At 40.4% G+C, this 25979-nt stretch carries 24 protein-coding genes and 3 tRNA genes; 3 read left to right on the top strand and 24 right to left on the bottom strand.

Annotated elements, in window-relative coordinates:
• Nucleotides 1-11: 11 nt before the first annotated feature.
• The 19 genes from HRJ06_RS19660 to rpsF form a co-directional block, all read right to left on the bottom strand.
• Nucleotides 12-173, bottom strand: coding sequence for a CxxH/CxxC protein (locus HRJ06_RS19660; protein ID WP_174734676.1), 162 nt, complete (start codon nt 171-173; stop codon nt 12-14).
• A 109-nt stretch (nt 174-282) separates the two neighbouring features.
• Nucleotides 283-1530 carry a S1C family serine protease gene (locus tag HRJ06_RS19655; protein ID WP_174734718.1) on the bottom strand — a complete coding sequence of 416 codons (1248 nt, stop codon included), beginning with the start codon at nt 1528-1530 and terminating at the stop codon, nt 283-285.
• Nucleotides 1531-1951: 421 nt separating this feature from the next.
• On the bottom strand, nt 1952-2746 hold the full coding sequence (locus HRJ06_RS19650) for an MBL fold metallo-hydrolase (protein ID WP_174734675.1): 795 nt from the start codon (nt 2744-2746) through the stop codon (nt 1952-1954).
• Nucleotides 2747-2764: 18 nt separating this feature from the next.
• Nucleotides 2765-3550, bottom strand: a complete 786-nt coding sequence (locus HRJ06_RS19645; protein WP_174734674.1) for a two-component system regulatory protein YycI — start codon at nt 3548-3550, stop codon at nt 2765-2767.
• Nucleotides 3537-4850 (bottom strand): YycH family regulatory protein, encoded by a 1314-nt coding sequence (locus HRJ06_RS19640; protein ID WP_174734673.1) that lies wholly within the window; start codon nt 4848-4850, stop codon nt 3537-3539. Before HRJ06_RS19640 ends, HRJ06_RS19645 begins: the two co-directional genes overlap by 14 nt.
• Nucleotides 4847-6670 (bottom strand): cell wall metabolism sensor histidine kinase WalK, encoded by a 1824-nt coding sequence (walK, locus tag HRJ06_RS19635; protein ID WP_174734672.1) that lies wholly within the window; start codon nt 6668-6670, stop codon nt 4847-4849. The genes HRJ06_RS19640 and walK overlap by 4 nt, the downstream gene beginning before the upstream one ends.
• A gap of 9 nt (nt 6671-6679) precedes the next feature.
• The gene (gene yycF / locus HRJ06_RS19630) at nt 6680-7390 is read right to left on the bottom strand and encodes a response regulator YycF (RefSeq protein ID WP_174734671.1); all 711 of its coding nucleotides are present in this window, start codon (nt 7388-7390) and stop codon (nt 6680-6682) included.
• Between the two features lie 190 nt (nt 7391-7580).
• The gene (locus HRJ06_RS19625; protein WP_174734670.1) at nt 7581-9056 is read right to left on the bottom strand and encodes a peptidoglycan DD-metalloendopeptidase family protein; all 1476 of its coding nucleotides are present in this window, start codon (nt 9054-9056) and stop codon (nt 7581-7583) included.
• Between the two features lie 393 nt (nt 9057-9449).
• A tRNA-Phe gene (locus HRJ06_RS19620) sits at nt 9450-9522 on the bottom strand.
• Between the two features lie 44 nt (nt 9523-9566).
• Nucleotides 9567-9638 (bottom strand) — tRNA-Glu (locus HRJ06_RS19615).
• 11 nt (nt 9639-9649) lie between these two features.
• A tRNA-Lys gene (locus tag HRJ06_RS19610) sits at nt 9650-9725 on the bottom strand.
• 702 nt (nt 9726-10427) lie between these two features.
• On the bottom strand, nt 10428-11720 hold the full coding sequence (locus tag HRJ06_RS19605) for an adenylosuccinate synthase (protein ID WP_174734669.1): 1293 nt from the start codon (nt 11718-11720) through the stop codon (nt 10428-10430).
• Nucleotides 11721-11979: 259 nt separating this feature from the next.
• Complete coding sequence (gene dnaB, locus HRJ06_RS19600; RefSeq protein ID WP_174734668.1) at nt 11980-13344, bottom strand: replicative DNA helicase; 1365 nt, start codon at nt 13342-13344, stop codon at nt 11980-11982.
• Nucleotides 13345-13470: 126 nt separating this feature from the next.
• The gene (rplI, locus tag HRJ06_RS19595; protein WP_174734667.1) at nt 13471-13920 is read right to left on the bottom strand and encodes a 50S ribosomal protein L9; all 450 of its coding nucleotides are present in this window, start codon (nt 13918-13920) and stop codon (nt 13471-13473) included.
• Nucleotides 13917-15890, bottom strand: coding sequence for a DHH family phosphoesterase (locus tag HRJ06_RS19590; protein WP_174734666.1), 1974 nt, complete (start codon nt 15888-15890; stop codon nt 13917-13919). The genes rplI and HRJ06_RS19590 overlap by 4 nt, the downstream gene beginning before the upstream one ends.
• 27 nt (nt 15891-15917) lie before the next feature.
• A complete protein-coding gene (locus HRJ06_RS19585) occupies nt 15918-16859 on the bottom strand; it encodes a YybS family protein (protein ID WP_174734665.1) in 942 nt (313 codons plus the stop codon).
• A gap of 143 nt (nt 16860-17002) precedes the next feature.
• Nucleotides 17003-17245 carry a 30S ribosomal protein S18 gene (gene rpsR / locus HRJ06_RS19580; protein WP_174734664.1) on the bottom strand — a complete coding sequence of 81 codons (243 nt, stop codon included), beginning with the start codon at nt 17243-17245 and terminating at the stop codon, nt 17003-17005.
• A 51-nt stretch (nt 17246-17296) separates the two neighbouring features.
• Nucleotides 17297-17812 carry a single-stranded DNA-binding protein gene (gene ssb / locus HRJ06_RS19575; RefSeq protein WP_174734663.1) on the bottom strand — a complete coding sequence of 172 codons (516 nt, stop codon included), beginning with the start codon at nt 17810-17812 and terminating at the stop codon, nt 17297-17299.
• A 72-nt stretch (nt 17813-17884) separates the two neighbouring features.
• Nucleotides 17885-18172, bottom strand: a complete 288-nt coding sequence (gene rpsF / locus HRJ06_RS19570; RefSeq protein WP_174734717.1) for a 30S ribosomal protein S6 — start codon at nt 18170-18172, stop codon at nt 17885-17887.
• Between the two features lie 371 nt (nt 18173-18543).
• On the opposite strand from rpsF, the gene HRJ06_RS19565 reads away from it, so the two are divergent.
• Complete coding sequence (locus HRJ06_RS19565; protein ID WP_174734662.1) at nt 18544-19008, top strand: DUF2062 domain-containing protein; 465 nt, start codon at nt 18544-18546, stop codon at nt 19006-19008.
• A 54-nt stretch (nt 19009-19062) separates the two neighbouring features.
• Here the strand turns inward: HRJ06_RS19565 and ychF are convergent, their stop codons facing one another.
• Nucleotides 19063-20163, bottom strand: a complete 1101-nt coding sequence (gene ychF, locus HRJ06_RS19560) for a redox-regulated ATPase YchF (RefSeq protein WP_174734661.1) — start codon at nt 20161-20163, stop codon at nt 19063-19065.
• 160 nt (nt 20164-20323) lie between these two features.
• On the opposite strand from ychF, the gene HRJ06_RS19555 reads away from it, so the two are divergent.
• A complete protein-coding gene (locus HRJ06_RS19555) occupies nt 20324-20806 on the top strand; it encodes a hypothetical protein (RefSeq protein WP_174734660.1) in 483 nt (160 codons plus the stop codon).
• Nucleotides 20807-20842: 36 nt separating this feature from the next.
• On the opposite strand, the gene HRJ06_RS19550 is transcribed toward HRJ06_RS19555, so the two are convergent.
• From HRJ06_RS19550 to HRJ06_RS19540, 3 genes are all read right to left on the bottom strand, one after another.
• Complete coding sequence (locus tag HRJ06_RS19550; protein ID WP_242035307.1) at nt 20843-22849, bottom strand: molybdopterin-dependent oxidoreductase; 2007 nt, start codon at nt 22847-22849, stop codon at nt 20843-20845.
• A 256-nt stretch (nt 22850-23105) separates the two neighbouring features.
• On the bottom strand, nt 23106-23303 hold the full coding sequence (locus tag HRJ06_RS19545; protein WP_174734658.1) for a DUF951 family protein: 198 nt from the start codon (nt 23301-23303) through the stop codon (nt 23106-23108).
• 12 nt (nt 23304-23315) lie between these two features.
• Nucleotides 23316-24212 carry a mechanosensitive ion channel family protein gene (locus HRJ06_RS19540; RefSeq protein ID WP_174734657.1) on the bottom strand — a complete coding sequence of 299 codons (897 nt, stop codon included), beginning with the start codon at nt 24210-24212 and terminating at the stop codon, nt 23316-23318.
• A gap of 308 nt (nt 24213-24520) precedes the next feature.
• On the opposite strand from HRJ06_RS19540, the gene yyaC reads away from it, so the two are divergent.
• Complete coding sequence (yyaC, locus tag HRJ06_RS19535) at nt 24521-25144, top strand: spore protease YyaC (RefSeq protein WP_174734656.1); 624 nt, start codon at nt 24521-24523, stop codon at nt 25142-25144.
• Between the two features lie 57 nt (nt 25145-25201).
• Here yyaC and HRJ06_RS19530 read toward each other — a convergent pair whose 3' ends face one another.
• Nucleotides 25202-25918 carry a DUF554 domain-containing protein gene (locus HRJ06_RS19530; protein WP_174734655.1) on the bottom strand — a complete coding sequence of 239 codons (717 nt, stop codon included), beginning with the start codon at nt 25916-25918 and terminating at the stop codon, nt 25202-25204.
• Between the last annotated feature and the right edge of the window lie 61 nt (nt 25919-25979).

Below are 25979 nucleotides of genomic sequence, written 5' to 3'. Positions count from 1 at the left end.
GTTGTATGAGATCATTCGTTCGCCACAATATATATTGCAGGATTTTCACAATATCCACAGGTATGTTCCGGCGTTTCTCCGTCTGGTATTTTTGTTAATTTTGGTGCTATTTCAAACTCATCAACCGCTATATCAAGGGCTAAATCAATATGTTCATCACAAGAATAAATCACGTTTACAAGCTCCCTTCGCTAACATTTATCCACAACCCATCTTATCATTAAAATAAAAAGCAGAAAAGCTTGATCAGCTTTCTGCTTTTAGGTTATCCACTATTGTGAATTATAATGTTTCTCCCCCGAGGGTCATGGTTGTTTCTTCTATTGTGCCATTTCGATAAAATTTAATACTCAACTCTTCACCAATCTTCTTTTTATTATATAAATGTTTACGAAGGTCGATAACATCTTTTATCGTATCTCCATCCATCTCTACAATAACATCCATCTCTTGCAAACCTGCACGTTCAGCAGGAGAATCCGGCTGTACCTGACGGAGAATGACCCCGTAATTTATATCTTCTGGAAGATTAAGCTCTTGCTGGTAGTGCCCCGGAATTTCATTTACGGCTCTTAAATCGACACCCATATACGGACGTTTAACTTCGCCAAACTGTTGCAGATCCTCGATAATCGGACGAGCGTAGTTAATGGGAATGGAAAGACCGATCCCCTCAACCGCCTGCTGGGCAATTTTCATAGAGTTTATTCCGATAACTTTTCCATCAATATTGATTAATGCTCCACCGCTGTTTCCAGGGTTAATGGCAGCATCTGTCTGAAGAACCTCTGCCTGCCAATCCGCAATCCCGTCCTGATTAATATCAACTGGAATCGCACGCTCTACCCCCGAGATAATACCCTGCGTAACTGATCCTGAAAAAGTGAGACCTAATGGATTCCCAATCGCAATTACGGGCTCCCCTGGTTTCAGATTATCTGAGTTCCCAAATTCAGCCGTTATTTTAACATGTTCAGCGGGGATTTCCAGAACGGCAAGGTCGGTCCAAATATCACTGCCAAGCAGTTCAGCAGGAATCTTTGTGCCATCACTAAGGCTTACCTCAATCTCTTCTGCACCGTCAACAACGTGGTGGTTAGTAACAACATAGGCTTTGTCACCTTGTCTTTCATAGATGACACCAGATCCGGTCCCAGCTTCACCTGGATTTTCTGACCAAAAGCTTCCTGCGCTTTGAATATTGGTTATCCCTACAACGGCTTCTCCTGTTTTATCAACTGCTTGAGTAATTTCTGAAAAAACGCTCAAGGAAACATTTCTTGATGCTTCCACCGCTTCATTAGTTCCTTCTTCTTCCTGGGCCGAATCATTTTCAGTTTGGTCTGTCCCTTGGTTATTTGCAGGCTCGACCTGATATGGAAGAAGACCATACTCAGATAGAGCAGGCACTGAAATGATGATTAAAAGTGCACCAATAATAGCACCTGCAAGACTGGAAAAAAAGATACCTGACTTTTTGCCCTTTGAGGGCTTATACCGGTTTTGATCATCCTGATCGTAATATCCCAAGTTCACCAATCCTTTCTCCAAAACAATTGCTATGAGATATTTTCCCTATTTCATAAATATTATACTCCGTTTGTTGTGTAATTCTAAATAAAATTCACTGAATTGCATAAATTGCTTTTTTGGTCACAAATAAACAAAAGCGTAAGCGCCTGTTTAGCGACGTATAGACTGGAGCACACCGACTGAGATAAAGGAAACACGAAGAGCGGAGGCGATTCGATGTTGACTTATCATAGGGAGGTGAGCGAAGTATACTAGTCGCTAGGCGCTGGAGCTGGACGATAAACAAAAGCGTAAGCGCCTGTTTAACGCCGTATACTAGTCGCCAGGCGCTGGGCAGTACTCAACGTCCAAATACTTATACTTAGAAAAAGGAATGAAAAGCTGAAATTATCTGCTGTTCATTCCTAGGATTCTTCTTTTATACGGCTGTTAATGGGGTGGGCCTTTTTGGATCCGTATCATAGAGGCTGATTTGCTCGCCTACGGCCACTCCTCGACTTTCAAGGGTCTGTGCAACCGACATTTTGGCTAAGTCCTTCATGTTGTTATCAAGGCTTAGATGAGCAAGATAGATGCGTTTAGATTGATCTCCAATTACTTCGCTCATTGCGATTGCGGCGTCCTCATTAGAAACATGTCCAACATCGCTTAAAATACGGCGTTTTATATTCCATGGGTATCGGCACATTCTCAGCATTTGGACGTCATGATTGCTTTCAAATACAAATACATTCGCATTAGAGATGATTCCTTTCATCCTATCACTTACATAGCCTGTATCGGTCATCAAAGCAAGTTTCTTTCCTTCATGATGAAAAACATAAAACATAGGCTCTGCTGCATCGTGTGAAACCCCAAATGATTCGATATCAAGTGAACCAAAACTTTTCACGGTTTCCATTCCAAAAGTGAATTTTTGCTCCATGGGGATTTCTCCTACCAGTTTGTCCATTGCCTGCCACGTCTTATCGTTAGCAAAAATCGGAACCTTGTATCTTCTTGCTAGGACCCCAAGACCTTTGATGTGATCGCTGTGCTCATGGGTTACTAAAATTCCAGATAACTTTTTGATGTCCCTGCCAATTTGTTCAAATAATGCTTCCATCTGCTTCCCGCTTAAACCAGCGTCTATTAAAAAGGAATGTTCCCCGGTTTCAACGTAGACTGCATTGCCAGTACTCCCGCTGGCGAGAACACTAAACTGCAATGACATATAGCTTCACTCCACTTATTAAATTTCTTCGCCAAATTGGATGACTTGTCCTTCAAAGGCATGCACATAAAGATTTTCTTCGCCGTTAATGACGAATCTCCAAGTTGGAGCTAGCACTTGCTGTGACGCCGATAATTGAACGATTGTTGCGTAACCCAGTTCAATTTTGGTAATCTCACTTTTCGGCTCCAGTAATCCTCTATTGTAGAGTGTTTCAATTGCTCTAAGGGCTGATAGCAATTCCTGTTTCTCCCCGAGCTGTTCATTCACTTCTAAAAATGTCTGCTGGTAAGAAACAATCCCGCCATCTTCATTAAAAGTAAAAATTAGCTTCCCGTATATATTTTGATAGAATGTCCTGCCTTCAGATTGCTGATAGAACGTAATCGTACGATTAACGTCATTTTTCTCCCAGAAGGTATATTGATCTCCATTTTCAATATTTTGTTTGATATACGCACTAAACTGGGTAGGATCAAATTTCGAAGGTAATTTTATCGGGTTTTCAAAAATTACTTCAAGCAAAGTCCCGCCATTTCTTAATGTTTGAAGCTCACCTTCTCTTTCAGGCAGCTCACTTTCTAAGAATTGTTTTGGCTTTACACTAATATACTGAGTCTTTTCCTGTTCCTTTGGAAGATCTTTATACTGAATATCATCGTTTTTCAGCTTTTCTTCAAATGATGCCTCTTTAATATATTCATATTTTGCGGCATCCCTGACATTAAAAAATTGATAGGCCAAATAAACGTTTAAAATGAAGAAAGTCAAAATAAAAATGGATTTAATCCTACTCCAATCCATTATTTATCCCTCCCTCAAACGTTATTTGCTGCCAGTTGTTTTGGTAAAGATAAAACCAGGCAGGCTCCAATAAAATGAGCGACGAATCTTTAGGATCTGATATCATGTTATAGCCCAAGGTTATATCCTCAAAGAGATCAGGATTAAAATTGGGACTGGCCTGGATAAAATCAAGTGCTGTTTGTCCTGACGGAACAGTTACTGTATTCATATCCGGCTGCAGCGGCAGTTCAAGATTAAACCGTGGCCGGATATATTGATTGATCTCATTTTGACTCCACATTTGATAAATTTCTGACATTCCAAATGGATTAAAAATTGGATAGCCATCACTGCTATATAGCCTGAAAATTACCTGCCTGTTTAAATCATCCTTATAAGAATAGCGATAAGCATCCGTCCAGCCGCTATGACCGTCAACAAAATCAATACTCTTTTTTAAAATATCATTAGTCCCGATAGTCACTTCACTCTCGTTAGTCGGGTTAATATAATAAATCATATTGGTTCCGTAATTAACGGCCATTCTGCTTGTATCATCTGTAAATTCTTCGCCATCCTCAACAGGACTTCTTTGCACAAAACTAGGATCATTAAATAGTGCATCTTTGAATTTATCAGAATCCAGCGGGTTAGGGTAGTATCTATACCTAACCATTTCGGTTTCTTGTACTGGCAAATATTTAGCCTTATTAGCCGTCTCATAAGGGAAATAGAGATTTAGTTTATTTGCCTGCTTATAAAATTGATTAATAAAATCATTAAGATGTTGAGGGCTAAAACTGCTGATATAAATCTGCTCGCTATTACTAGAGGCAAAGTATATTGTTCCCTCCTGATTTTCTTCAGATTGTGCATTAATAATAATGCGATCAAAGGAAAATCGGGGGATATCTGTCTCTTCAAAATTTAACACCTTGTTATAAAGGGTTACCGGCACTTCATCCGGAAATATAATTTCCACTTTTCCGTTCCCGTTAAGCATTTCTCCATTTCCTTCATTCCGTCGGTTGTTATTTTTAATATCGTATAAATTCCATTTCCCCATGGAAGTTATAAGCTTATCAATATAGGTACTGTCAACCGTGCCGAAATGCTGGTCATCAATATGGAAAACAACCTGATCAGGTTTTACGATTTTCTTTAATTCTCTTGCTTCACTTAGAGCAACAGGATTAACGACATTGTTTTTTTGTATAGATTCATAATTGGGCTGATAGGTCCAAATAGCCCATGTGAGTGTTCCGCTCAAGACAATTAGAAATGTTAAAATGATGCTTTTTATACCTTCATATGTCATGACCAATCATCCTCTTCAGAACGGACATACGGAAGACTAAACGAGATAACCGTTCCTTTTCCTTCCACACTTTCCGCCCATATTTGACCCCCGTGGGCGTTAACCATCTCTTTGGCTATGGCAAGTCCAAGGCCAGTGCCTCCTAGCTTTCGGGTCCGTGCTTTATCAACTCGATAAAACCTGTCAAAAACCTTTTCCAGATTATCCTTCGGAATTCCGACACCTTCGTCTGAGACGCTGACGATAATCCGTTCTTCCTGTTCTTCAACGGAAAAAGTAATTTGACCGCCTTCAGGAGAATATTTCATTGCATTTGAAATAATATTATATAAGACCTGAGTCAGCTTATCTTCATCAATCTCTACAAAAATCGTCTGCTCAGGCAGCTTTCGCTGAAAAATAACATTTTGTTCCTTTGAAAGTTCAAAGCGGTCTATAATTCGGTTGAAAAAGACTGGGAAGTTAACCCATTCTTTTTTAAGTGAATAATCCCTGCTGTCCATTTTTGATAACTGAAGCAAGTCATTGACAAGCCGAATCATTCGCTCTGTTTCTGTCTGAGTAGTATGAAGGAAATTTGGTGCAATTTCTTCATCTCTCCAGGCTCCCTCAGCCAGGGCTTCCAGATAGCTTCTCATGGTGGTTAGCGGAGTCCGCAGCTCATGTGAAACATTAGCAACAAACTCACGTCTTTCCATGTCAATTTTCTCTTGTTCGGTAATATCATGCAGAACAGCAATCACCCCATTTACAAACCCAGTCTCTTTTTGAATAACAGAGAAATTGGCTCTTAAAATATAGGGTTTATTTTTAGTACTATAGTCTAAAATAACGGATTCCTGTTCCTGTAAGAGATCTTCAAAAGTGTACTCTTCTTCGAGGCCAATGACAGATACAATTGGCTGAGATAATACTGTTTCACGTGAAACATTCAGCATTTCAGCAGCGGGGTCATTGATAAGGATTACCCGCCCCTTCCGGTCAGTGGCTAACACTCCGTCGGTCATGTAAGAAAGGACAGATGAGAGCTTCCTCTTTTCACCTTCAGTTGTAGCCTGGGCTTCCTGCAATTTTTTCGTCAAGTTGTTAAATGTGATGGCAAGCTGTCCAATTTCATCTTCGCCATACACTTTAACTTTTCTGGAAAAATTCCCGCGTGTCATTGCTAAAGCTTGTTTTCTCATATCAACAATTGGTCTTGTGATGGTCTGTGCAAGCAAAACGCCAAGAATAGCGGTGAAAATTAATGCAATCGCAGTACCTGTTGCAAGAATCTTATTGATATCCCTCATTTGGGCAAATACGTTTTCTATTTTAGCAACAAGGTGGACTGCACCAACCACTTCACCATTTGATAGAATTGGAGTTGATTGGACCCAGACTCTTTTGCCAGTCTTCGTATCTACCTGAATAATACCTTCTTCTTTTTCCAGCACAATGGAGCGCTTAATTTTTAATTCAGTTGTCCTTTGTCCTACGATTCCCTGGTTAGAAGCTGAGGTCCCAATGATTCTGAAGCTTCCCGCGTCAATTACCCGAATTTCCGATATGTCTGATGCGTTATGATCCCGCAGCGTTTTTCGGATGTCTTCCTCTAATGTAGGATCATCCTTACCGCGTTCCTTAACCATTTCCTCTTCAATATCATATGTGAGCAGATTGACCCTTTCCTTAAGTGAATGCTGAAAGTTTTGCAGAAGCGTATCTTCCAGCTCTCTGACAAAATAAACACCGATAATTTGCATAGCAATTAGAATGAGCAGAACATAGATAATGACAAATTTATGGTGAATCGACCGAAAGAATCCTACTCTTTTCATTCGGCTATATTACTCCTGCTCTGAATTTCTTAGATAATAACCGACACCGCGACGGGTTACAATCCAAGAAGGGTGACTTGGATTATCCTCAATTTTTTCTCTCAAGCGCCTAACTGTAACATCAACAGTTCGGACATCTCCATAATAGTCGTAGCCCCATACTGTTTGCAGCAAATGTTCACGGGTCATAACTTGTCCAATGTGCTTTCCAAGATAATGTAAAAGTTCAAATTCACGATGAGTTAACTCAATCGTTTGGCCTCGCTTTGATACAACATAGGCGTCTGGGTGAATCGTCAGCGATCCAATTGAGATATCGTTAGAAACCTCTTCCTCATCAGACTTGCTGCCAATTTGCTGCTGACGGCGGAGGTTTGCCTTTACCCGCGCTATTAGCTCCCTAGTGCTAAAAGGCTTTGTTACGTAGTCATCGGCCCCAAGTTCTAGCCCTAAAACCTTGTCTATTTCAGAATCTTTAGCAGTAAGCATGATAATCGGCATTTCATACTTTTTCCGGACTTCCCGGCACACTTCCATGCCATCGCGCTGTGGCAGCATGATATCAAGCAGGATTAGATCAGGCTGGATCTCATCAACCATCTGGACCGCCTGATTGCCATCATATGCACAATACACGTCATAACCTTCTTTTTTTAAATTAAATTGCAATATATCTGCAATCGGCTTTTCATCGTCAACCACAAGAATCTTTTTATCCATGAATGTTACTCCTTTGAAAGACAAATTTTTATATCTATGATCAACACTGTGAAGTCTAACTCTTATACTATCTATTTTACTCTATCACGAGTGAAAACTGAATTCATCTAATATACTTCCCAACGTTTACCTCTATGGCGGATTCCATTTAAAAAAGCCTCTAGAAATCTAGAGACTTTTAAGTAGACGTTTAACGAAGAACTGTTACTGGATTAACCAGCTTCCCATTTTTAAATACTTCAAAGTGAAGATGGATACCGGTTGAATCTCCTGTAGCCCCCATTACTCCGATCTTAGATCCTCTTGCAACCGTTTGGCCTGAACCGACTGACATTGAAGCCAAGTGGGCGTATATCGTCTTGTAGCCATTCTGGTGATCTATGATAATCTTATTTCCATAACCGCCGTCATAGCCTGCATAAACAACAACACCGTTATCCGCAGCGCTTATATTATAGTTACTAGGCCTAGCTATATCGATTCCTTTATGAAGCTTGCCCCATCGATATCCTTGCTGGCTCGAAATATAACCGCCTGAAGCAGGCCAGGCAAACGTGCCGTCTCCTCTGGAGGGAATGACTTTCGTGCCTTTAACAGTGATTTCTGTTACTGGCTCTTCAAGTACCTCAGTTTTCACCGTCTCCCTTTTAACTGTCTGTCCATTTACTTCCGTAATCGCGTAGGAAACCCCATTTGATCCTTCCTTGCCCTCTTGTTTAACCTTTGAATCACCTTTTGGCATTGAAGAGTCATTCTCTACCTCTCGCTTATAAGGAACCGTTTCTACTCGGTACGTCTCCTTCTCTACTGTTAATTCTATTAAAGGCTTTAACACAGTGACTTTAACTTGCTCGCCAATTTTAAGAACTGTGTCCTCTTTCGTACCTGGGTTTAGAGAGAGCATTTCTTTAAGAGTTAAACCATGGGAGTTCGCAATTCCTCCGAGAACATCTCCCTCTTTAACCGTGTACTTTTGCTCTTCTAATGTCCCATTTTTCAATAGCTTTAACGTATCATCTTTGGTTAAAATTTTCGCAGGATCAACTTTTTCAGCTGAAACTGAAACTTCTTTTGAAAATTTAACGTCCAAAATACGAGTTTCATTTTTTTCTAATGGTGGTAAAGAGTCTTTAGAAACCTGCTTTAAGTTTTCGGCTTCTTTCAATTCATCTTCACTAATATACTGAAGCTTTAATGACTTTAAGACATCTTCTGCGGCTTCGGCACTTTGTACGTATGCTACTGGGTTTCCATCAATAGAAACGGCTGCAGCTTCTGCCTGCACGCCTATCTCATCTTGGAAGTGACCCACTGCTTCCCCGTTTTCTGCGGGTGAAGAAGATTTAAAAACCTGCTCTGGAATGTATGTAATTTCTTTGTTTAAGGTTAGTTCAATGCCTTCAAAGTGTTTTTCTGCCTCAATAATCTTATCTGCAACTAATTTCTCGATAACGTTTTTATCAGATACTGTTCCAATGAAAGTGTCATTTGCATATACATAATAAACCGTTGTTAAGTCAGATCCAGCTGCGCTTACTGAATTACCGGCTCCAAATGCCAGTGCAGAAAAAGCTACAGCAGAGACAACAGCTTTCTTAATCGCCGGGGATATATAACCAGATGTTTTTCCGGCAATTTGGGATAGCTTCTTTTTGGTGATCTCCATGGGTTTCCTCCTACATACGAAAAGCTAGCGCATTTACTAGCTATAGTTAGTTACTTAGCAAGCAACTTAAATATCACTTCTATACTTTACCATATTTTATTTTAAAAAGATTAATAGACGTTGTTATGTAACAAAACTGTATAATTACTGTCATTTTATTACGAAATTTGTAAGTTAATTGCCAGAACTAACTGTTAAAACCATCCAACATTATTGGATATTTTTAAGACAAAACCTTTTTAGGCCAAGGTTTTTCTAGGTCTTTAGGACGAGTTCGACAAGGAAATGACTAAATTTCAATATTGGCATATGGTTTATAGATAAAAAGTGCTTAATGTTACAGAATTGTAACAAAAAGGGAGTATGTCGTGTGGACATACTCCCTTTTTTGAGTGGCTCAGGACGGAATCGAACCGCCGACACAAGGATTTTCAGTCCTTTGCTCTACCGACTGAGCTACTGAGCCATAATATATATAGCCTATTTGATTAAAATTATGTAAATAAGTAATGACCCCTACGGGATTCGAACCCGTGTTACCGCCGTGAAAGGGCGGTGTCTTAACCGCTTGACCAAGGGGCCGTAAAATTAAGTGGTGAGCCATGAAGGATTCGAACCTTCGACCCTCTGATTAAAAGTCAGATGCTCTACCAACTGAGCTAATGGCTCGTACAATATAATGCTTCCTAAATAAATCATCCAATTGAGATTTAGAATCTTCGATGTCCCGATCTCAGTAAGCTTATTCAGGCTGTGGATCGATCGGTACAACTCGCAGCTACTCATTGAAGCTTTGCTCGTTGCTCTACCAACTGAGCTAATGGCTCGTTTCTAATTTAACGACGTTTTTTATAATATCATAGGATTATAACCTTGTCCAACATTTTTCGAGAAAAGTTTTATTTCTTTAATAAACCAATTAATATTCCACTATAGTCCTCGAGTTTCCTCTTAATTAGAGGACTAATTGGGCTAATTTAGGTGCTTTATTTCAGATCTGCTGGGCCCTAAAAGATCCAGAAGCTAAACTAGGGTATCTTCCAAAAATATTATCCTATTTTACAACCCTTTCCGATACCCCGTTTAGTATATAAGGAGGATTAAGGAACGGATTTAACTATAATTGCGTCATTCTATTGCTTTTATGCATTGTATTCAACCATTATTGCAACATTTATTTGCTGTTATGCATCACAAAATTTAGTTATTGCATCATACTGGTGACATCACAATGGAATCGCTTAAAATACCCCACAACTAATTAAAAGTTAAGCTTTGGCTTAAACCGTTAAGAATTAGTGTTACCATTAGCCCTATTTCAGTCTGGCATAATAAAAAGCCTCCCTGAAAAAGGGAGGCTTTCCATCGTTTTTAGTGCTGTCTCCATGGACTTAAAACCACATTCGTCTGAGAGCGGTCTGGACCCACCGAAAAGATCGAAAGCGGAATTCCAGTTAACTGTGAAATTCTTTCAAGATAGTGCCTAGCATTAGCTGGAAGTTCATTAAGGGATTTGCAGCCTGTGATATCCTCAGTCCAACCTGATAGTTCTTCATATACAGGTTCACATTCTGCCAGCATTTTAAGGCTGGCAGGGAATTCTGAGATAACTTCCCCTTTATACTTATAAGCCACACAAATCTTAAGTTTTTCAATTCCAGTAAGAACATCAATAGAATTTAGAGATAAATCCGTGATTCCACTGACCCTGCGGGCATGGCGAACAACAACACTGTCAAACCAGCCAACTCTGCGCGGACGCCCTGTAGTTGTTCCATACTCGCGGCCAACCTCACGTATCATACTGCCAATCTCGTTATCAAGCTCTGTTGGAAATGGCCCGTCTCCTACCCTAGTCGTATAGGCCTTGGATACGCCAACAACATGTTTAATTTTAGTTGGACCGACTCCTGAACCAATAGTCACTCCGCCAGCAACAGGGTTCGAGGATGTAACAAATGGATATGTACCTTGGTCGATATCAAGCATGACTCCTTGTGCACCTTCAAATAAAACACGGCGCCCATCATCGAGAGCATCATTCAAGACAACCGATGTGTCACATACATAATGCATGATTTGCTGACCATAATCGTAATATTCATCTAGAATATCTTCAATTTTAAAACCTTCAGTTTCATAAATCCGTTCAAGTAACCGGTTTTTTTCTTTTAAATTACGGTCTAATTTTTCTTCAAAAATCTCTCGGTCTAAAAGATCCGCAATACGAATACCGATTCGGGCAGCCTTATCCATATAGGCAGGGCCGATTCCCTTTTTCGTTGTACCAATTTTATTAGCACCTTTGCTTGCTTCCTCTACCTCATCAAGTTTTAAATGATAAGGTAAAATAACATGGGCTCTGTTGCTGATGCGGAGATTGTCAGTAGAAATCCCTCGTTCGTGAAGATAAGCGAGTTCCTTTACTAGCGCTTTTGGATCAACAACCATACCATTTCCGATTACACACTTTTTATCACTATAGAAGATTCCTGATGGAATTAAATGAAGCTTATACGTTTCTCCGTTAAATTTAATCGTATGCCCAGCATTGTTTCCACCCTGGTAACGGGCAATTACTTCTGCATTTTCAGAGAGAAAGTCGGTAATCTTACCTTTGCCTTCATCTCCCCATTGTGTACCTACTACGACTACTGATGACATAAAAAACACCTCCGAAATTTCGGTTGAATTAGTTTTCTGAATCAAACAATTAAATCTTATCAGTTTTAGCGAAGTAAAGTCAATGAAACACGAACTATTATATGTAAAAAAGTTAATTTGTTCGTAAAATTAAGATGCATACCCGGACCAAAACGACCTTAAGCGGCAAGGCGCTAGTGCATTAGTCAATGACTAATGTTTTTCTTTCTTATCTAAAATAAAAGGTTAGCCTTTTATAGGCTAACCAAAATTAAGAGAATTACGCACCAGCCGGAATCGACGAATCATCAAATCGTCTTTCAAGGTTAACGAATTTATTAAATTCTTTAACAAAAGCTAGCTGGACAGTCCCAACAGGACCATTACGCTGCTTAGCAATAATGATTTCAATGATATTTTTCGACTCAGATTCTTTATCATAATAGTCATCACGATATAGAAAGGCAACGATATCGGCATCCTGCTCGATACTTCCGGATTCACGGATATCAGACATCATTGGACGCTTATCCTGCCGCTGTTCCACACCACGAGATAGCTGAGACAGTGCTATAACGGGAACTTGAAGTTCACGAGCCAGCTCTTTTAAAGTACGTGAGATTTCGGAAACTTCCTGCTGTCTGTTTTCTCCGGAACGCCCGCTTCCTTGAATCAGCTGCAGGTAATCGATCAAAATCATCCCTAGTCCGGTCTCCTGCTTAAGTCTTCGGCATTTGGAGCGAATTTCGCTTATTTTAACGCCAGGCGTGTCATCTATAAAAATACCTGAATTAGAGAGGCTGCCCATTGCCATAGTCAGCTTTCCCCAGTCATCATCAGTTAAGCTACCTGTCCTTAGCCTTTGTGCATCGATATTTCCTTCTGCACAAAGCATACGCATAACAAGTTGTTCTGCACCCATCTCAAGGCTAAAAATCGCAACATTCTCACCCGTTTTAGTGGCGACATTTTGGGCGATGTTTAGGGCAAATGCCGTTTTACCAACCGAAGGACGAGCAGCAACAATAATTAGATCATTCCGCTGAAATCCGGCTGTCATTTTATCGAGATCATTAAAGCCTGTTGCGATTCCAGTGACATCGCCTACACGGTTATGAAGAGTCTCGATGTTGTCGTAGGTTCTGACCAGGACGTCCTTAATGTTATGGAAAGCACCTGCATTCGTACGCCGGGATACTTCTAATATATTTTTCTCTGCTTCACTAAGAAGGGCGCCAACTTCATCTTCTCTGGTGTATCCATCCTGGGCGATATTCGTTGCCGTACGGATCAGGCGTCTTAATAGCGATTTTTCTTCAACAATCCGTGCATAGTATTCTATATTGGCTGCTGTAGGCACTGAGCCTGCCAGCTCGCTCAAATAACTGACACCACCGGTATCTTCTAAAAGCTTAGCAGCTGCCAAGGATTCTGTAACAGTGATCAAATCTACTGCCTTTCCTTCGTCATTTAACTTAAGCATGGCCTCAAAGATTTTTTGATGGGATGCCCGGTAAAAATCCTCGGGAATTAAGACTTCAGTTGCTAATGTCAGTGCTGAAGGCTCTAGAAAAATAGCGCCGAGAACTGCTTGCTCGGCTTCAATACTTTGAGGCGGAAGCCTGTCCGCTAAATAATCACTCACTGAAATACCTCCCTTTTAAGAGGAATGATTTTTTCTTCTATATAGAAAAAGTGATCAGCAGGACTGATCACTAAATTTCGCTACTATTTATTTTATCATGTTTAACGGGGAATGGAACTGCCAAATTTAGTTTCCTTCTTTTACATGCACATTCAGGGTAGCTGTCACTTCTGTGTGAAGCTTAACAGGAACCTTTGTATATCCTAGTGACCTGATTGCATCTGACAGTTCAATCTTGCGCTTATCAATCTTAATTTTATTAACCTTCTGCAATGTATCAGCAATTTGCTTGCTCGTAATAGAACCGAATATCTTACCGCCCTCACCTGACTTAGCAGTTAACTCAACAGTAATTTTTTCGAGCTTGCCTTTTAGTTCTTCCGCTTGCGCTAACTCTTCTTCAGCTTGCTTTTCTTCTTTTTTCTTTTGAGCATTTAAAGAACTAACGGCTGCGGTATTCGCTTCTACTGCTAACCCTTGCTTAATTAAAAAATTATGAGCATATCCATCTGCTACATTTTTAACTTCGCCCTTTTTCCCTTTTCCTTTAACATCTTTTAAAAAGATAACCTTCATTCTTTGGTTCCTCCTTCTAAGTATTCATCTATTGCATCTTTAAGCATATTTTCAGCTTCTTCAGTTGTTGCTTCTGTAAGCTGTGCAGCCGCGTTGGTCAAGTGTCCACCGCCACCTAACTTTTCCATAATGACCTGGACATTTACTTCGCCTAGTGAACGGGCACTTATTCCGATTTCATCTTCTGATCGTTTTGATATAACGAATGAAGCTGTAACCCCGTCCATCGTCAGCAATGTATCTGCAGCTTGCGCGATCAGCACCTGATTGTATATTTCATCATCGTTTCCAGCAGCAATCACCATACCTTCACGATAGAATGAAACCTTTTCTATTAATTTTGACCGTTTAATATAAGTGTCTACATCCTCTTTTAGAAACTTTTGAACAAGAACTGTATCAGCTCCATGGCTGCGCAAATAGGAAGCAGCATCAAAAGTTCTCGCGCCTGTCCTGAGGGTAAAACTTTTTGTGTCCACAATTATCCCGGCTAGAAGAGCAGTAGCCTCCAGCATTTGAATTCGGCTAGTTTTCGGCTGATATTCAAGCAGCTCCGTGATCAACTCAGCCGTCGAGGAAGCGTAAGGCTCCATATAAACAAGCAGCGGATTTTCAATAAACTCTTCTCCCCGGCGATGATGGTCAATTACGACAACGTTGTCGATCCTGTTTAGCAGCTTCTCATCAATCACGAGAGATGGTTTGTGCGTATCAACAACTACCAGCAATGTGTCATCGCTGGCAATTTCATATGCCTGTTCAGGCGAGATAAAGCGTGATGAAAATGCTTCGTCTTTCTTTATTGCGTCCAATAAACGCTGGACTCCTGTTTCGATTTCCTGCTTATTAAGTACAATAAAGCCTTCCCGCTTATTCATTTCAGCTACTTTAAGAATACCAATCGCTGACCCGATCGCATCCATATCAGGACTTTTGTGGCCCATGATAATAACCTTGTCGCTTTCAATAATTAATTCTTTTAATGCGTGAGAAATAACCCGTGCCCTTACTCTTGTGCGTTTTTCAACTGGATTTGTTTTGCCTCCAAAGAACTTGACCTTACCATTAGGCTGTTTAATTGCAGCCTGGTCACCGCCCCTTCCGAGAGCCAAGTCAAGGCTCGACTGGGCTTGTGAGCCTAACTCAGGCAGCGAGGAGACACCCGTGCCAACCCCAATACTTAGGGTTAGCGGCACATTCTGTTTGGAAGAAGTTTCACGCACCTCATCAAGGATTGAAAACTTGCCTTTTTCTAATACCTGTAGAATATGTTCATTAAAAACACCGATGAAGCGTTCTGAAGAAATCCTCTTAAGAAATACTCCATTGTTCATGGCCCAATTATTTAAAAGCGAAGTTACAAGACTGTTCAAACTGCTCCGGGTTTGGTCTTCCATCCCCTGGGTAAGCTCATCATAGTTATCAAGAAAAATAATTGCGATAACCGTTCGTTCTTCCCTGTAAAGCTTTTCTATTTCGGTCTGTTCAGTGACATCAAAAAAGTAAAGCAAACGTTCATCCAGCTTATGAATCACCTTGAACTTCCTGTCATTAAGCTTAATGGTCTCCGTTTCCACTTCCTGCTTAATTAATGGTACGAGGGAATCGGCTACATCATAAAGTGAACGGCCGACAAGGCTTTCTTCTCGAAAACAGGATGCGATATAAGGGTTTGTCCATTCAATAACAAAGTCATCATTAAATAGCATAATCCCAATTGGCATTTCCATCAGGGCTTCTTCCCCAACCTTTTTTACCCTGTAGGATAAGGTTGAAATATACGCCTCTGTTTCATTGCGTATTTTGTAGTCCACCCGAAAAATAAAATACAAGGGAATAGCAATGAGGACAAAGCCAACCGCTCCAAGAATCCAGTTATAAAAAGATAAAACACCTAAAACAGCTAATGAAACAGCCATCAAAAGGAATAGAGGCAGTCTAACAAGCCGTTTTTCTATATAAGATGGCATTTACTCAGCTCCCAAAATACCAGTTTCTTATTTTTTCTTAAAAAATCGATTTCGTAAATCAAAACCTAAATCAATTATACCTAATATCCTTACAATATAAAGAATTAAAGGCATTAGTAAAGCAAGAACTACAGCGATAATAGGAACTGCTTTAGAAAATCCCTTATAATGACTGTAATAAAAGATAAAGGCAAAGCCCTGCAAGACCATTAAAAATTGCAGAACATAAACTAAATTCGCAAGGGCCCAGTACCAATATGTTCCTTCTTCCGGACGCATTACCATTGATGCGATCATTGATATTAAATAATACCATAAAATACTTTTTGGCAACGTCAATTCCCTGAAAGGCTTCCACTTCTCAACGTTAATTCCAAATCGCTTCAAAATAGGAATTGATACAAGCATAATAAAGAATACAACTATGAAAGAGGCCATAACCAATAAGCTCGGCATGAGCGTTTCCACCATTGTAACAGCAGTTTCAAATTGTTCCATTATTGCTTCATCAGGCTCTTGGCCCATTCTCTCAAGCATACTTGAAGACATTTCGATAGATTCTCGGAAGGCAGTGAGCATCTCTTCTATAAAATTAATCTGAAATAAAGCAACAGCAATTGCATACTGTAAAATCAAATTACCAAGAAACACCAGAGAACCTGCTGTATAGACGACAAACCGGCTTTTGTTTGCTTTGATTAAAGAACCCATTACAACACCAGTTAATCCATAGCCAAGGGCCAATGGAATAGCCAATAACGAACCTACAATCATGGATAATAAAACAGCTGCCACTGTAAATATAGCAGCCCGTTTCCAGCCATTTCTTGCCGAATACATCATAAACGGCAATGCTAGAAATAGATTGACAGCCACACCGATAACCGGAATATATAGCGTTATTAATAACAGGACCGTAAATACTGCTAATAATACTGCTCCCTCCGTCAGTTTATGTACATTATTCATTGTATACCTCCATAGAAACATTCACCCACAAGAACTATTTTAGCCAGTATGAAGGTGACATTCAACTTTCCAGTCATGAAGCTTCGGAAATTTACTACAACTAACACAAAAGGCAGCGGAATATCCCGCTGCCTTTTCTATTATTATTCGCCAGTTACATACGGCAATAAAGCCATAGTACGAGCTCTCTTGATTGCAACTGTTAATTTACGCTGATACTTCGCGTTAGTACCAGTTACACGACGTGGTAAAATTTTACCGCGCTCAGATACAAATTTCTTAAGAAGATCAGTATCTTTATAATCGATATGTGTAATTCCGTTCGCTGTAAAATAACATACCTTACGGCGTTTTGCACGTCCGCCTCTGCGTCCTCCAACTGCCATGGGTTTTCCCTCCTTCATCTATTAAGATATATATCAACGTTAAAAATTGATTTAGAACGGAAGATCGTCATCTGAGATATCGATTTGTCCATCATTTGCAAATGGATCATCATCAACACGAGTATAGCTTTTATCCTGGCGTTGATTGTCCTGGCGCTGATTTTGGTTTCCAAATGGAGCACCTTGATCTCTGGAACCTGCAGAATAATTATTATTATCTCCGCCCCTATTACCGCCAGCATTCTGGCTTTTCGGCTCAAGGAATTGTACGCTTTCTGCCATTATTTCTGTAACATAAACACGTTTTCCATCCTGGCCTTCATAGCTGCGAGTTTGAACACGGCCATCAACACCAGCCAAGCTGCCCTTCTTCAAGAAGTTAGCAACATTTTCGGCAGGGCGACGCCAGATTACACAGTTAATAAAATCTGCTTCTCTCTCCCCTTGCTGGTTCGTAAAAGAACGATTAACAGCAAGTGTAAATGAAGCAACAGGAACTCCAGCAGGTGTATAGCGCAGTTCAGGATCCTTTGTCAAACGACCTACAAGAACGACACGATTCATCATCAGAATCAACTCCTTCCTTCCAGCATTGTTTCACGTGAAACAATTTTCCATCTGGAAGTATATCAAAATGGTTTATTCTTCTTCTTTAACTACCATATGACGAATGATGTCTTCGCTGATTTTAGCAAGACGAGCAAACTCATCAACAGCTGCTGCTTCAGCGTTAACATGGATTAACTGATAGTAACCATCGCGTAAATCATTGATTTCATAAGCAAGACGGCGCTTGCCCCAATCTTTTGATTCTACGATCTCCGCACCATTTTCAGTCAGAATGCCATTAAAACGCTCTACTAGAGCCTTTTTAGCTTCATCTTCAATGTTTGGGCGGATGATGTACATAATTTCGTACTTTCTCATCACGTTCACCTCCTTTTGGTCTAACGGCCCATATTGGGCAAGGAGCAATTGTACATTACTCACAAGTCGAAATTATACCATATAGATTTATTAAAAGCAATGAAACGATAGATTTTAGACCACTTGTTTTTATTTTAGCTGTTTTTATAAACTATGGTTGCTAGCTAACAGGCCTTTGTTGATATCCACTCCTGGATGCCCGCTTTCCGCGGATAACTATCAAACTGTTCATATCGCGCATAGCCCTTGAGGTTACTTCGAAAAATTGATGTCGAGTAAAAAAGGCCTTTTTACAAAATAGTTAGAAATCTTCTATCATTCTAATATAAAAGTTGTTATACTGAATTATCTTTTCCTTTGGTTGGTGAACAATGTTGAAAAATTATTTGAGGAAGCTTAAATTTCTTATAATTCGATTGTTTAGGATTAAGGATAATGCACATGGAATTGCTATGGGCTTTACGATAGGCTTAATTACTAATTTTGTTCCATCATTCGGAACTGGGCCATTTCTCTCTGTTGGCGCTGCAAAATTATTTAAAAGTAATCCTGTTGCTGGATTTATAGGTGCCGTCTCTATTGTGTGGGCCTTCCCTTTTTGTTTCTATTTAAATATTCTGGTCGGTGAAAGAGTCTTTCCAATTGATAATATACTTGAAGAGCCAGGTTTGGCGATTGCCGGTTTAAGCATAGGTCTCCTATTTATTAAAGGGATGATCATTAATATGATCCTATTTGGAACAGTCACTTACTACTTAGTCTATTCAACCATAAAAAAACATCGGAATTTCTTACTGATGTGTGTTCATAAAAACTGGATCATTCAAAAGCAATAACATGAAAAAAGCTCTGCAAAATCTGCAGAGCTTTTTTTTCATGTTTATTTATTATTAAACATTGAAGCGGAAGTGAATAACATCTCCGTCTTTTACTTCATATTCTTTTCCCTCAAGCCTTACTTTTCCTGCTTCTTTAGCCCCTGTCATTGTACCTGCGGCAAGAAGGTCATCATAAGCAACCGTTTCAGCTCTGATAAATCCTCTTTCGAAATCGGAATGAATGATACCGGCACACTGAGGAGCCTTCATTCCCTTTCTAAACGTCCAGGCTCTAACTTCCTGAACACCGGCAGTGAAATATGTTTGCAAACCAAGCAGGCTATATGCGGCACGGATTAACTGGTCAAGACCGGACTCTTCAATGCCTAGTTCCTCAAGGAACATTTCTTTTTCTTCACCTTCAAGTTCGGCTATTTCTTCTTCTATTTTTGCGCAAACGACAATAACTTCAGCATTGTCATTTGAAGCGAACTCACGAACCTGTTGAACATACTCGTTCCCAGCTGGATCCGCAACATCATCTTCACTGACATTTGCCACGTAGAGCATTGGCTTTGTGGTCAGAAGATGAAGGTTTTTTACGATCTTTGCCTCGTCGTCTGTGAATTCAACTGTCCGCGCTGCCTGTTCATTTTCAAGCGCTTCTTTTATTTTTGTTAAAATTGGAAACTCAGCCAATGCTTCTTTATCTTTCTGTTTAGCCATTTTTTGGACACGGCCAAGTCGCTTATCAACTGATTCTAAATCTGCAAGGATCAGTTCCAAATTAATGACTTCAATGTCGTCTATTGGGTTCACTTTTCCGGAGACATGCGTAATATTATCGTCTGCAAAACAGCGTACAACCTGACAAATTGCGTCCACTTGACGGATATGGCTTAGAAATTTATTTCCCAGTCCTTCTCCTTTGCTGGCCCCTTTAACGATTCCGGCAATATCAGTAAATTCGAAAGCTGTTGGGACAGTCTTCTTAGGCTGAACAAGTTCTGTTAATTTGTTTAACCGAAAGTCTGGCACCTCTACAATCCCTACATTTGGGTCAATAGTACAGAACGGGTAGTTTGCTGATTCTGCCCCTGCCTGTGTAATAGCGTTAAATAATGTTGATTTCCCTACATTAGGAAGACCAACTATTCCTGCTGTCAAAGCCATCCGAGTCACTCCTCTATTCAAGTGTATCTATTCAAGTACAATACTTTTTCGACCAACTTATAACCTCTAACAATTATAGATAGAACAAGAAGAAAAGACAAGCCATGCACAGAAAAGCGGAGCCGACTGTAAGCTCCGACAAGCGCTGGAGGGCCGGAAGGTGAAGTCGTTCTTTGACTTCATCAGCAAGATCGAAGCGACTCAAGGAGCTAGGAGGCGCAGCTGGACAAGAAAAGCGGAAGCGCCTGTCCAGCTCCGACAAGCGCTGGAGGGCTTGAAGATGAAGTCGTTCTTTGACTTCAGCAGCAAGACCGAAGCGACTCGAGGAGCTAGGCGCTGCAGCTGGACAAGAAAAGCGGAAGCGCCTGTCCAGCTCCGACAAGCGCTGGAGGGCTTGAAGATGAAGTCGTTCTTTGACTTCAGTAGCAAGACCGAAGCGACTCGAGGAGCTAGGCGCTGCAGCTGGACAAGAAAAGCGGAAGCGCCTGTCCAGCTCCGACAAGCGCTGGAGGGCTTGAAGATGAAGTCGTTCTTTGACTTCAGCAGCAAGACCGAAGCGACTCGAGGAGCTAGGCGCTGCAGCTGGACAAGAAAAGCGGAGCCGACTGAACAGCAGGCACCGGAAAAGCGATTGGCCTTTTGAAACAGAAAACAGAAAAGCTGCCCTTCAGCAGCTTTCTTAGTTCACCTTCTCTATATTCACAAGACAATCGTATAAGGTACTTCCTTGCCTGTTGTCCGATTCTGCACTGGATGTAAGCATATTGACTGGGCCGCCAAATTTCCTCCAGATGCCTTCATCAATATTAATTGTATTAGGATGGGAGATCTTCAAAATTGATACTACTCCCGTGATCTTCCCGCGCTCATTCCAGACGTTAACCAAATCTCCCTCAGCTAATCGCTTTAGCTTGGCAATGTTAACAGCTACCTCCACTTTAACTGCTGGCGGCTTTTCAAAAAGATGCATATGTTGGGAATGATTAGAGCGAAGCGGGTGAATTGTTAAGAGAGTATAAGGATACTTTTCTGCAAGCTCTGGGTTGTTTTGCTTCGATTCTTTCGGCAATGCTAATTTGATAGCCCCATCAAAGCCATCTTTATCAGCAGATGCAGAATAAAACTCATATTTTCCGCTTGGAGTTTTAAACACCCTATCTTCCCAGGGGATTTTATCAACAGGCAGCTCCATAAATCGCTGTTCCCTAAGATTATTTAAGGTGATTTCCTTGTTATTAAGCGGAGCTAGCCCTATTTTAATCCACTCTTCTCTATCATAATCAAAGTCTTCGCCAAACCCTAACCGCTTTGCCAACTCGGTCCAGATCCATAGGTCTGGTTTAGCTTCACCTGGCGGATCAACCAGTTTTGGCCCATGATTAACATAAGGATGGTACATAGAAGAATAATAGATATCTTCTGTCTCAAATACATTAGCTGCTGGCAAAACATAGTCAGCGAGTATGGCTGTATCAGTCATAAATTGATCAACAACAACCAGCGTATCCACGGAGGCAAAGGCCTTGGATACGATATTTGTATCGGGTACCTGGTTTAGCGGATTGCCGCATGTCACGAAAATCATTTTAATTTCAGGATCCTTCGCTGTAAGCACTGCTTCTGCTTGCTTCATCATCGAGAATTGGCGTGAATTTGATTTTCTTTCAGGAAGACCTAATGCGTGAATATCAAAACTTTGACCAACTTGTTTGTTAGCGTAGTTGGCTCCTCCGCCAGGAATCCCAATATTCCCGCTTACTGCAACTAGAGCATCAATAAGTCTGATGGTATTTCCGCCGTTTGTGTAACGCTGCATACCTAACCCCAATAGGGTAGAAACAGGCCGGTCTCCATATAATTTCGCGAGATTTGTTATTGTTTCTTCAGGTACCTCACAAAGCTCACTGATTTCCGAAAGCGAATACGATTGAAGCAAATCCTCTAAATGGTTAAATCCAATCGTGTGTTTATTAATAAACAATTGATCCTCAAGTTGGAGGCGGAAGATCTCTTTCATAATTCCCACTGACAAGACACCATCAAAACCGGGTTTAATTGAAATGTATTGATCAGCTATCTTTGCCGTAGCATTATAGATTGGATCGATTACTAAAAGCCTTATACCGCTTTTCTTGGCCTTTTGCAGTTTTTGGAATAGATGCATGTTCGTTCTGGCTACATTTCTTCCCCAGACAATGATGGTTTTGCTGTTTTGTAAATCATCGGGATCATGGCTATATGCCTCTCCGAAATCCCAGGTTTGGGCCTCAATCCCTGAACCCCAGCAGATGCTGCCGGTCAGCTCAGTCACACCCCCATAGCAATTGAAAAAGCGGCTGTCCAGGTTAGTCAATAATCCACTATTGGCATAATCATGGCTGTGCAATACAGAAGTTGAACCATATTGCTTTTTATAAAATGAAAGCTTTTCTGCTATTTCACTAAGTGCCTGTTCCCAGGATATTTGCTGAAATTCATTATTTATTTTCTTAAGAGGATACAACAGACGCTCTTTTGAATTAGCTCGCTGTTCAAGCATCCGCCCGCGTCCACAAATCTTTCCCTGTGTAATCGGATGGTCTGTATCCCCTTCAACTTTTTTAATCTTACCTTCTTCCACGGTGACCTTAAAACCGCAGCTATCCCAACAGTTTAGCGGGCATGCTGAGTGATGTATCTGTACCAACCTTCTCATCCCCTACTAATATTTCTTTTTATATTCATCTAGAATACAAAATGTATTAAAAATCGCAAGAGCCTTGAAGGTGAAGTCGTTCTTTAACTTCATCAGCTGGGACGAAGTGACCTCGAGCTGCTCTATGCCTATCGGCTCCTCGCAAGATACTCAAGGAAGCTGGCCCTTGGAGAAAACTGGCTAGGCGCTGCAGCTAGACGGTAGACAATGTTCAAATTTCTCTTTCTTCTTTTAAAAAAGAAGCAGGTTAATCTTCCTGCTTCTCCAAGACCTTCTTCATTTTTCTGGTGAATTCTTTACGAGGAATCAGTACACTGTGAGAACAACCCTCACATTTTATTCGGATATCCATTCCAATTCTGATGATTTTCCATCTGTTGGTTCCACATGGATGCTGTTTTTTCATTTCAACGATATCATTAAGTTCATATTCCTTTGACTCCACTGCCAATACCTCCTAGTGAGAACCCTTTTCCTTTTGCTTCTGCGGCTCTTCTTCATTCCGGGAATACATAACAAGCCGAGGGAACGGAATTTCAATTCCATGTGAGTCAAGTGCAAGCTTTACTTCCTTTCGAAGCATCCTTCCGATATACCAATGCTTCATTGGGACCGTCTCAGCAACAATTCTTAAAACTACTTCTGAAGCCCCAAAATTCTGCACGCCTAACAGTTCAGGTACACTCGCTAATTCTTCATACTTCTCTGGCATCATTTCAAGGAGCTCTGAGAGAACTTTTTCTGCATAATTGATATCCCCTTCATAGGCAATACCTATATCAAGGATCGCTACACTATTATGCAATGAAAAGTTTGTTACTTCGATAATGCTTCCATTTGGCAAGATATGAAGCTCACCGGTAAAACTTTTAATCTTCGTTGTTCGCAAGCCAATTTCATCAACTGTTCCTTCAAACTGTCCAATTCGGACATAATCCCCTACTGAGAATTGGTCTTCAAAAATGATGAAGAAACCAGTGATCACATCGCGAACTAGGTTTTGAGCCCCAAACCCAACGGCTAACCCAACAATCCCTGCTCCTGCAAGCATTGCTTGGACATTAATCGTTAATGCAGACAAAATCATGATTATTGCAATAAAATACACAACGTAAGTCAGCACATTTTCCAGCAGTTTAGCCATTGTTGTTTCTCGGCGCTCCGTTATTCGCAGAGGTGATTTCGATCTAACTTTAAAAAAGTTGCGGATTGCCATTCTCCCAACACGGATCAATAAACCAGAAATAATAAGGATCGCTATTATTTTTAACAGGCCCTGGCCTATTAAAAACCAGATTGCTTCATCCGTGAACTTATCCACTAGACTATTCATTATTTTTTCAGTATTTGACATCTTTTCACCTGCTTAGATTCATAAAGATAATTAATTGTACCAACTTTCAGTTCAATATTAAAGGACCACAAGCTGAAAAAACATTCCTTTGCAAAAAACAGCTTTGAAACAATCTTTAATAATCTTATATTGTTCCCAGGAATGAGAAAATGTGTCTTCACATAGACTATATAGATAAATAGGTAATTCGAACTAAAAATTCTCTATCTAGTACAAATTACCCTGTTTACATTAATCTGTTTACAGGTATGTATAGATTACAAAATTCTTCCGTATACTGTTACTAATATTCTCAAGGAGTGGAGCCGATGAACCTTAGACCCAGTTTTTTTGACAAGAAGGGCAGCCTTACAAAAATAAGCCATGATGATCATCAAGCGGCAGATAGATTAGCCCAAGAACTAATCGGATTACTGCCAAGTATCAGCAGCCGCCCTATCGTCTTTGTATGTATTGGAACAGACCGGTCTACCGGGGATTCATTGGGTCCTTTAATTGGCACACTCTTGGAAGAAAAAGAAATGGCGCCTTTCCATGTATACGGAACATTGGAAGATCCTATTCATGCTGTAAATCTTGAAGAAAAAATCAAGGAAATAAAACAGAAGCATATTCATCCGTTTATTATAGGAATTGATGCTTGTCTTGGCAGATTAAAAAGTGTAGGTTCTATACAAATAGGGTCTGGCCCAGTTAAACCGGGGGCAGGAGTTAATAAAGAACTTCCTGAAGTCGGTAATGTCCATATTACCGGAATTGTAAACGTAAGTGGGTTTATGGAGTTTTTTGTCCTGCAAAACACAAGATTAAATCTTGTCTTGAAGATGGCAAAGGCGATTGCAAATGGTATCTATGAAGCAAGTTTGGTCTACCCCGGAAAACAGACATGGAATAACATTACCTGGAGCCTTGATCAGGAACAGACCACTTAATCATCAATTCAGACAGCAAATAGAAAAAAAGGAAGGAATATCCTTCCTTTTTTGCGTTTATAACAAATAATGATGGTATCCATAATACATGGTGACCAGGATGCCTGTTACAAGAATGCCAGGCAATAAATTAGCTACACGAATTTTTGTCAAACCAATAAGATTCAGGCCGATGGCAAAAATCATCACACCGCCGGTTGCCGTTAATTCTACAATAAAACTATCCATTAATGCCTGCGGGATGAACTTGTCAATCTGGGTAGCAAAGAGTGCTATTAATCCTTGATATAGCATAACTGGAACAGCTGAAAACATAACCCCGATTCCTAGGGTTGTTGTTAATATTAGAGAAGTAAATCCATCAATGATCGCTTTTGTATAAAGAACATCATGATCTCCGCGAATCCCGCTGTCCAAGGCTCCAATTATAGCCATAGCCCCAATCACAAAGATCAGTGTAGCTGTGACAAAACCCTGTGATATGCTGCCCTCTCCAGTTGAGCCAATCTTAGTTTCAAGCCACTTTCCGACACTATTTAGTTTGTCTTCCAATGCAAAAAACTCTCCTATTGCAGCACCGATTACAAGACTTAAAATTACGATTAAAAAATTCGCGCTTTTAAATCCCATTTGCAGACCCAAAACGATGACTGCCAGTCCGATTCCATGCATTACGGTTGTTTTCATTTTCTCGGGAATTCTATGCAGCATTTTCCCAAGCAGTGTCCCTATTACAATCAACAATCCATTTACAAGTGTGCCAAGCAGAAACATATCAGTTCTCCATTATCTATTATTTCGGTTTGCGAATAAATCAATTATTCTTAAATTACCA

It is taken from the genome of Mesobacillus harenae, assembly GCF_013343715.1.
In the GTDB taxonomy this organism is placed as follows: domain Bacteria; phylum Bacillota; class Bacilli; order Bacillales; family Cytobacillaceae; genus Mesobacillus_A; species Mesobacillus_A harenae.
This window is presented reverse-complemented; position numbering and strand designations above follow the sequence as displayed.

Bases quoted from the DNA above. Each gene is read 5' to 3' on its own strand.
- HRJ06_RS19540 (WP_174734657.1), bottom strand. From the start codon at position 24,212: ATGTCAAATACTGAAAAAATAATGAATAGTCTAGTGGATAAGTTCACG.
- ssb (WP_174734663.1), bottom strand. From the start codon at position 17,812: ATGATGAATCGTGTCGTTCTTGTAGGTCGTTTGACAAAGGATCCTGAA.
- HRJ06_RS19625 (WP_174734670.1), bottom strand. From the start codon at position 9,056: ATGGAGATCACCAAAAAGAAGCTATCCCAAATTGCCGGAAAAACATCT.
- rpsR (WP_174734664.1), bottom strand. From the start codon at position 17,245: ATGGCAGTTGGAGGACGCAGAGGCGGACGTGCAAAACGCCGTAAGGTA.
- HRJ06_RS19565 (WP_174734662.1), top strand. From the start codon at position 18,544: ATGTTGAAAAATTATTTGAGGAAGCTTAAATTTCTTATAATTCGATTG.
- rpsF (WP_174734717.1), bottom strand. From the start codon at position 18,172: ATGAGAAAGTACGAAATTATGTACATCATCCGCCCAAACATTGAAGAT.
- HRJ06_RS19645 (WP_174734674.1), bottom strand. From the start codon at position 3,550: ATGGATTGGAGTAGGATTAAATCCATTTTTATTTTGACTTTCTTCATT.
- ychF (WP_174734661.1), bottom strand. From the start codon at position 20,163: ATGGCTTTGACAGCAGGAATAGTTGGTCTTCCTAATGTAGGGAAATCA.
- HRJ06_RS19530 (WP_174734655.1), bottom strand. From the start codon at position 25,918: ATGTTTCTGCTTGGCACACTTGTAAATGGATTGTTGATTGTAATAGGG.
- yyaC (WP_174734656.1), top strand. From the start codon at position 24,521: ATGAACCTTAGACCCAGTTTTTTTGACAAGAAGGGCAGCCTTACAAAA.
- HRJ06_RS19590 (WP_174734666.1), bottom strand. From the start codon at position 15,890: ATGCCATCTTATATAGAAAAACGGCTTGTTAGACTGCCTCTATTCCTT.
- walK (WP_174734672.1), bottom strand. From the start codon at position 6,670: ATGAAAAGAGTAGGATTCTTTCGGTCGATTCACCATAAATTTGTCATT.
- HRJ06_RS19585 (WP_174734665.1), bottom strand. From the start codon at position 16,859: ATGAATAATGTACATAAACTGACGGAGGGAGCAGTATTATTAGCAGTA.
- HRJ06_RS19650 (WP_174734675.1), bottom strand. From the start codon at position 2,746: ATGTCATTGCAGTTTAGTGTTCTCGCCAGCGGGAGTACTGGCAATGCA.
- rplI (WP_174734667.1), bottom strand. From the start codon at position 13,920: ATGAAGGTTATCTTTTTAAAAGATGTTAAAGGAAAAGGGAAAAAGGGC.
- HRJ06_RS19640 (WP_174734673.1), bottom strand. From the start codon at position 4,850: ATGACATATGAAGGTATAAAAAGCATCATTTTAACATTTCTAATTGTC.
- yycF (WP_174734671.1), bottom strand. From the start codon at position 7,390: ATGGATAAAAAGATTCTTGTGGTTGACGATGAAAAGCCGATTGCAGAT.
- HRJ06_RS19605 (WP_174734669.1), bottom strand. From the start codon at position 11,720: ATGTCATCAGTAGTCGTAGTAGGTACACAATGGGGAGATGAAGGCAAA.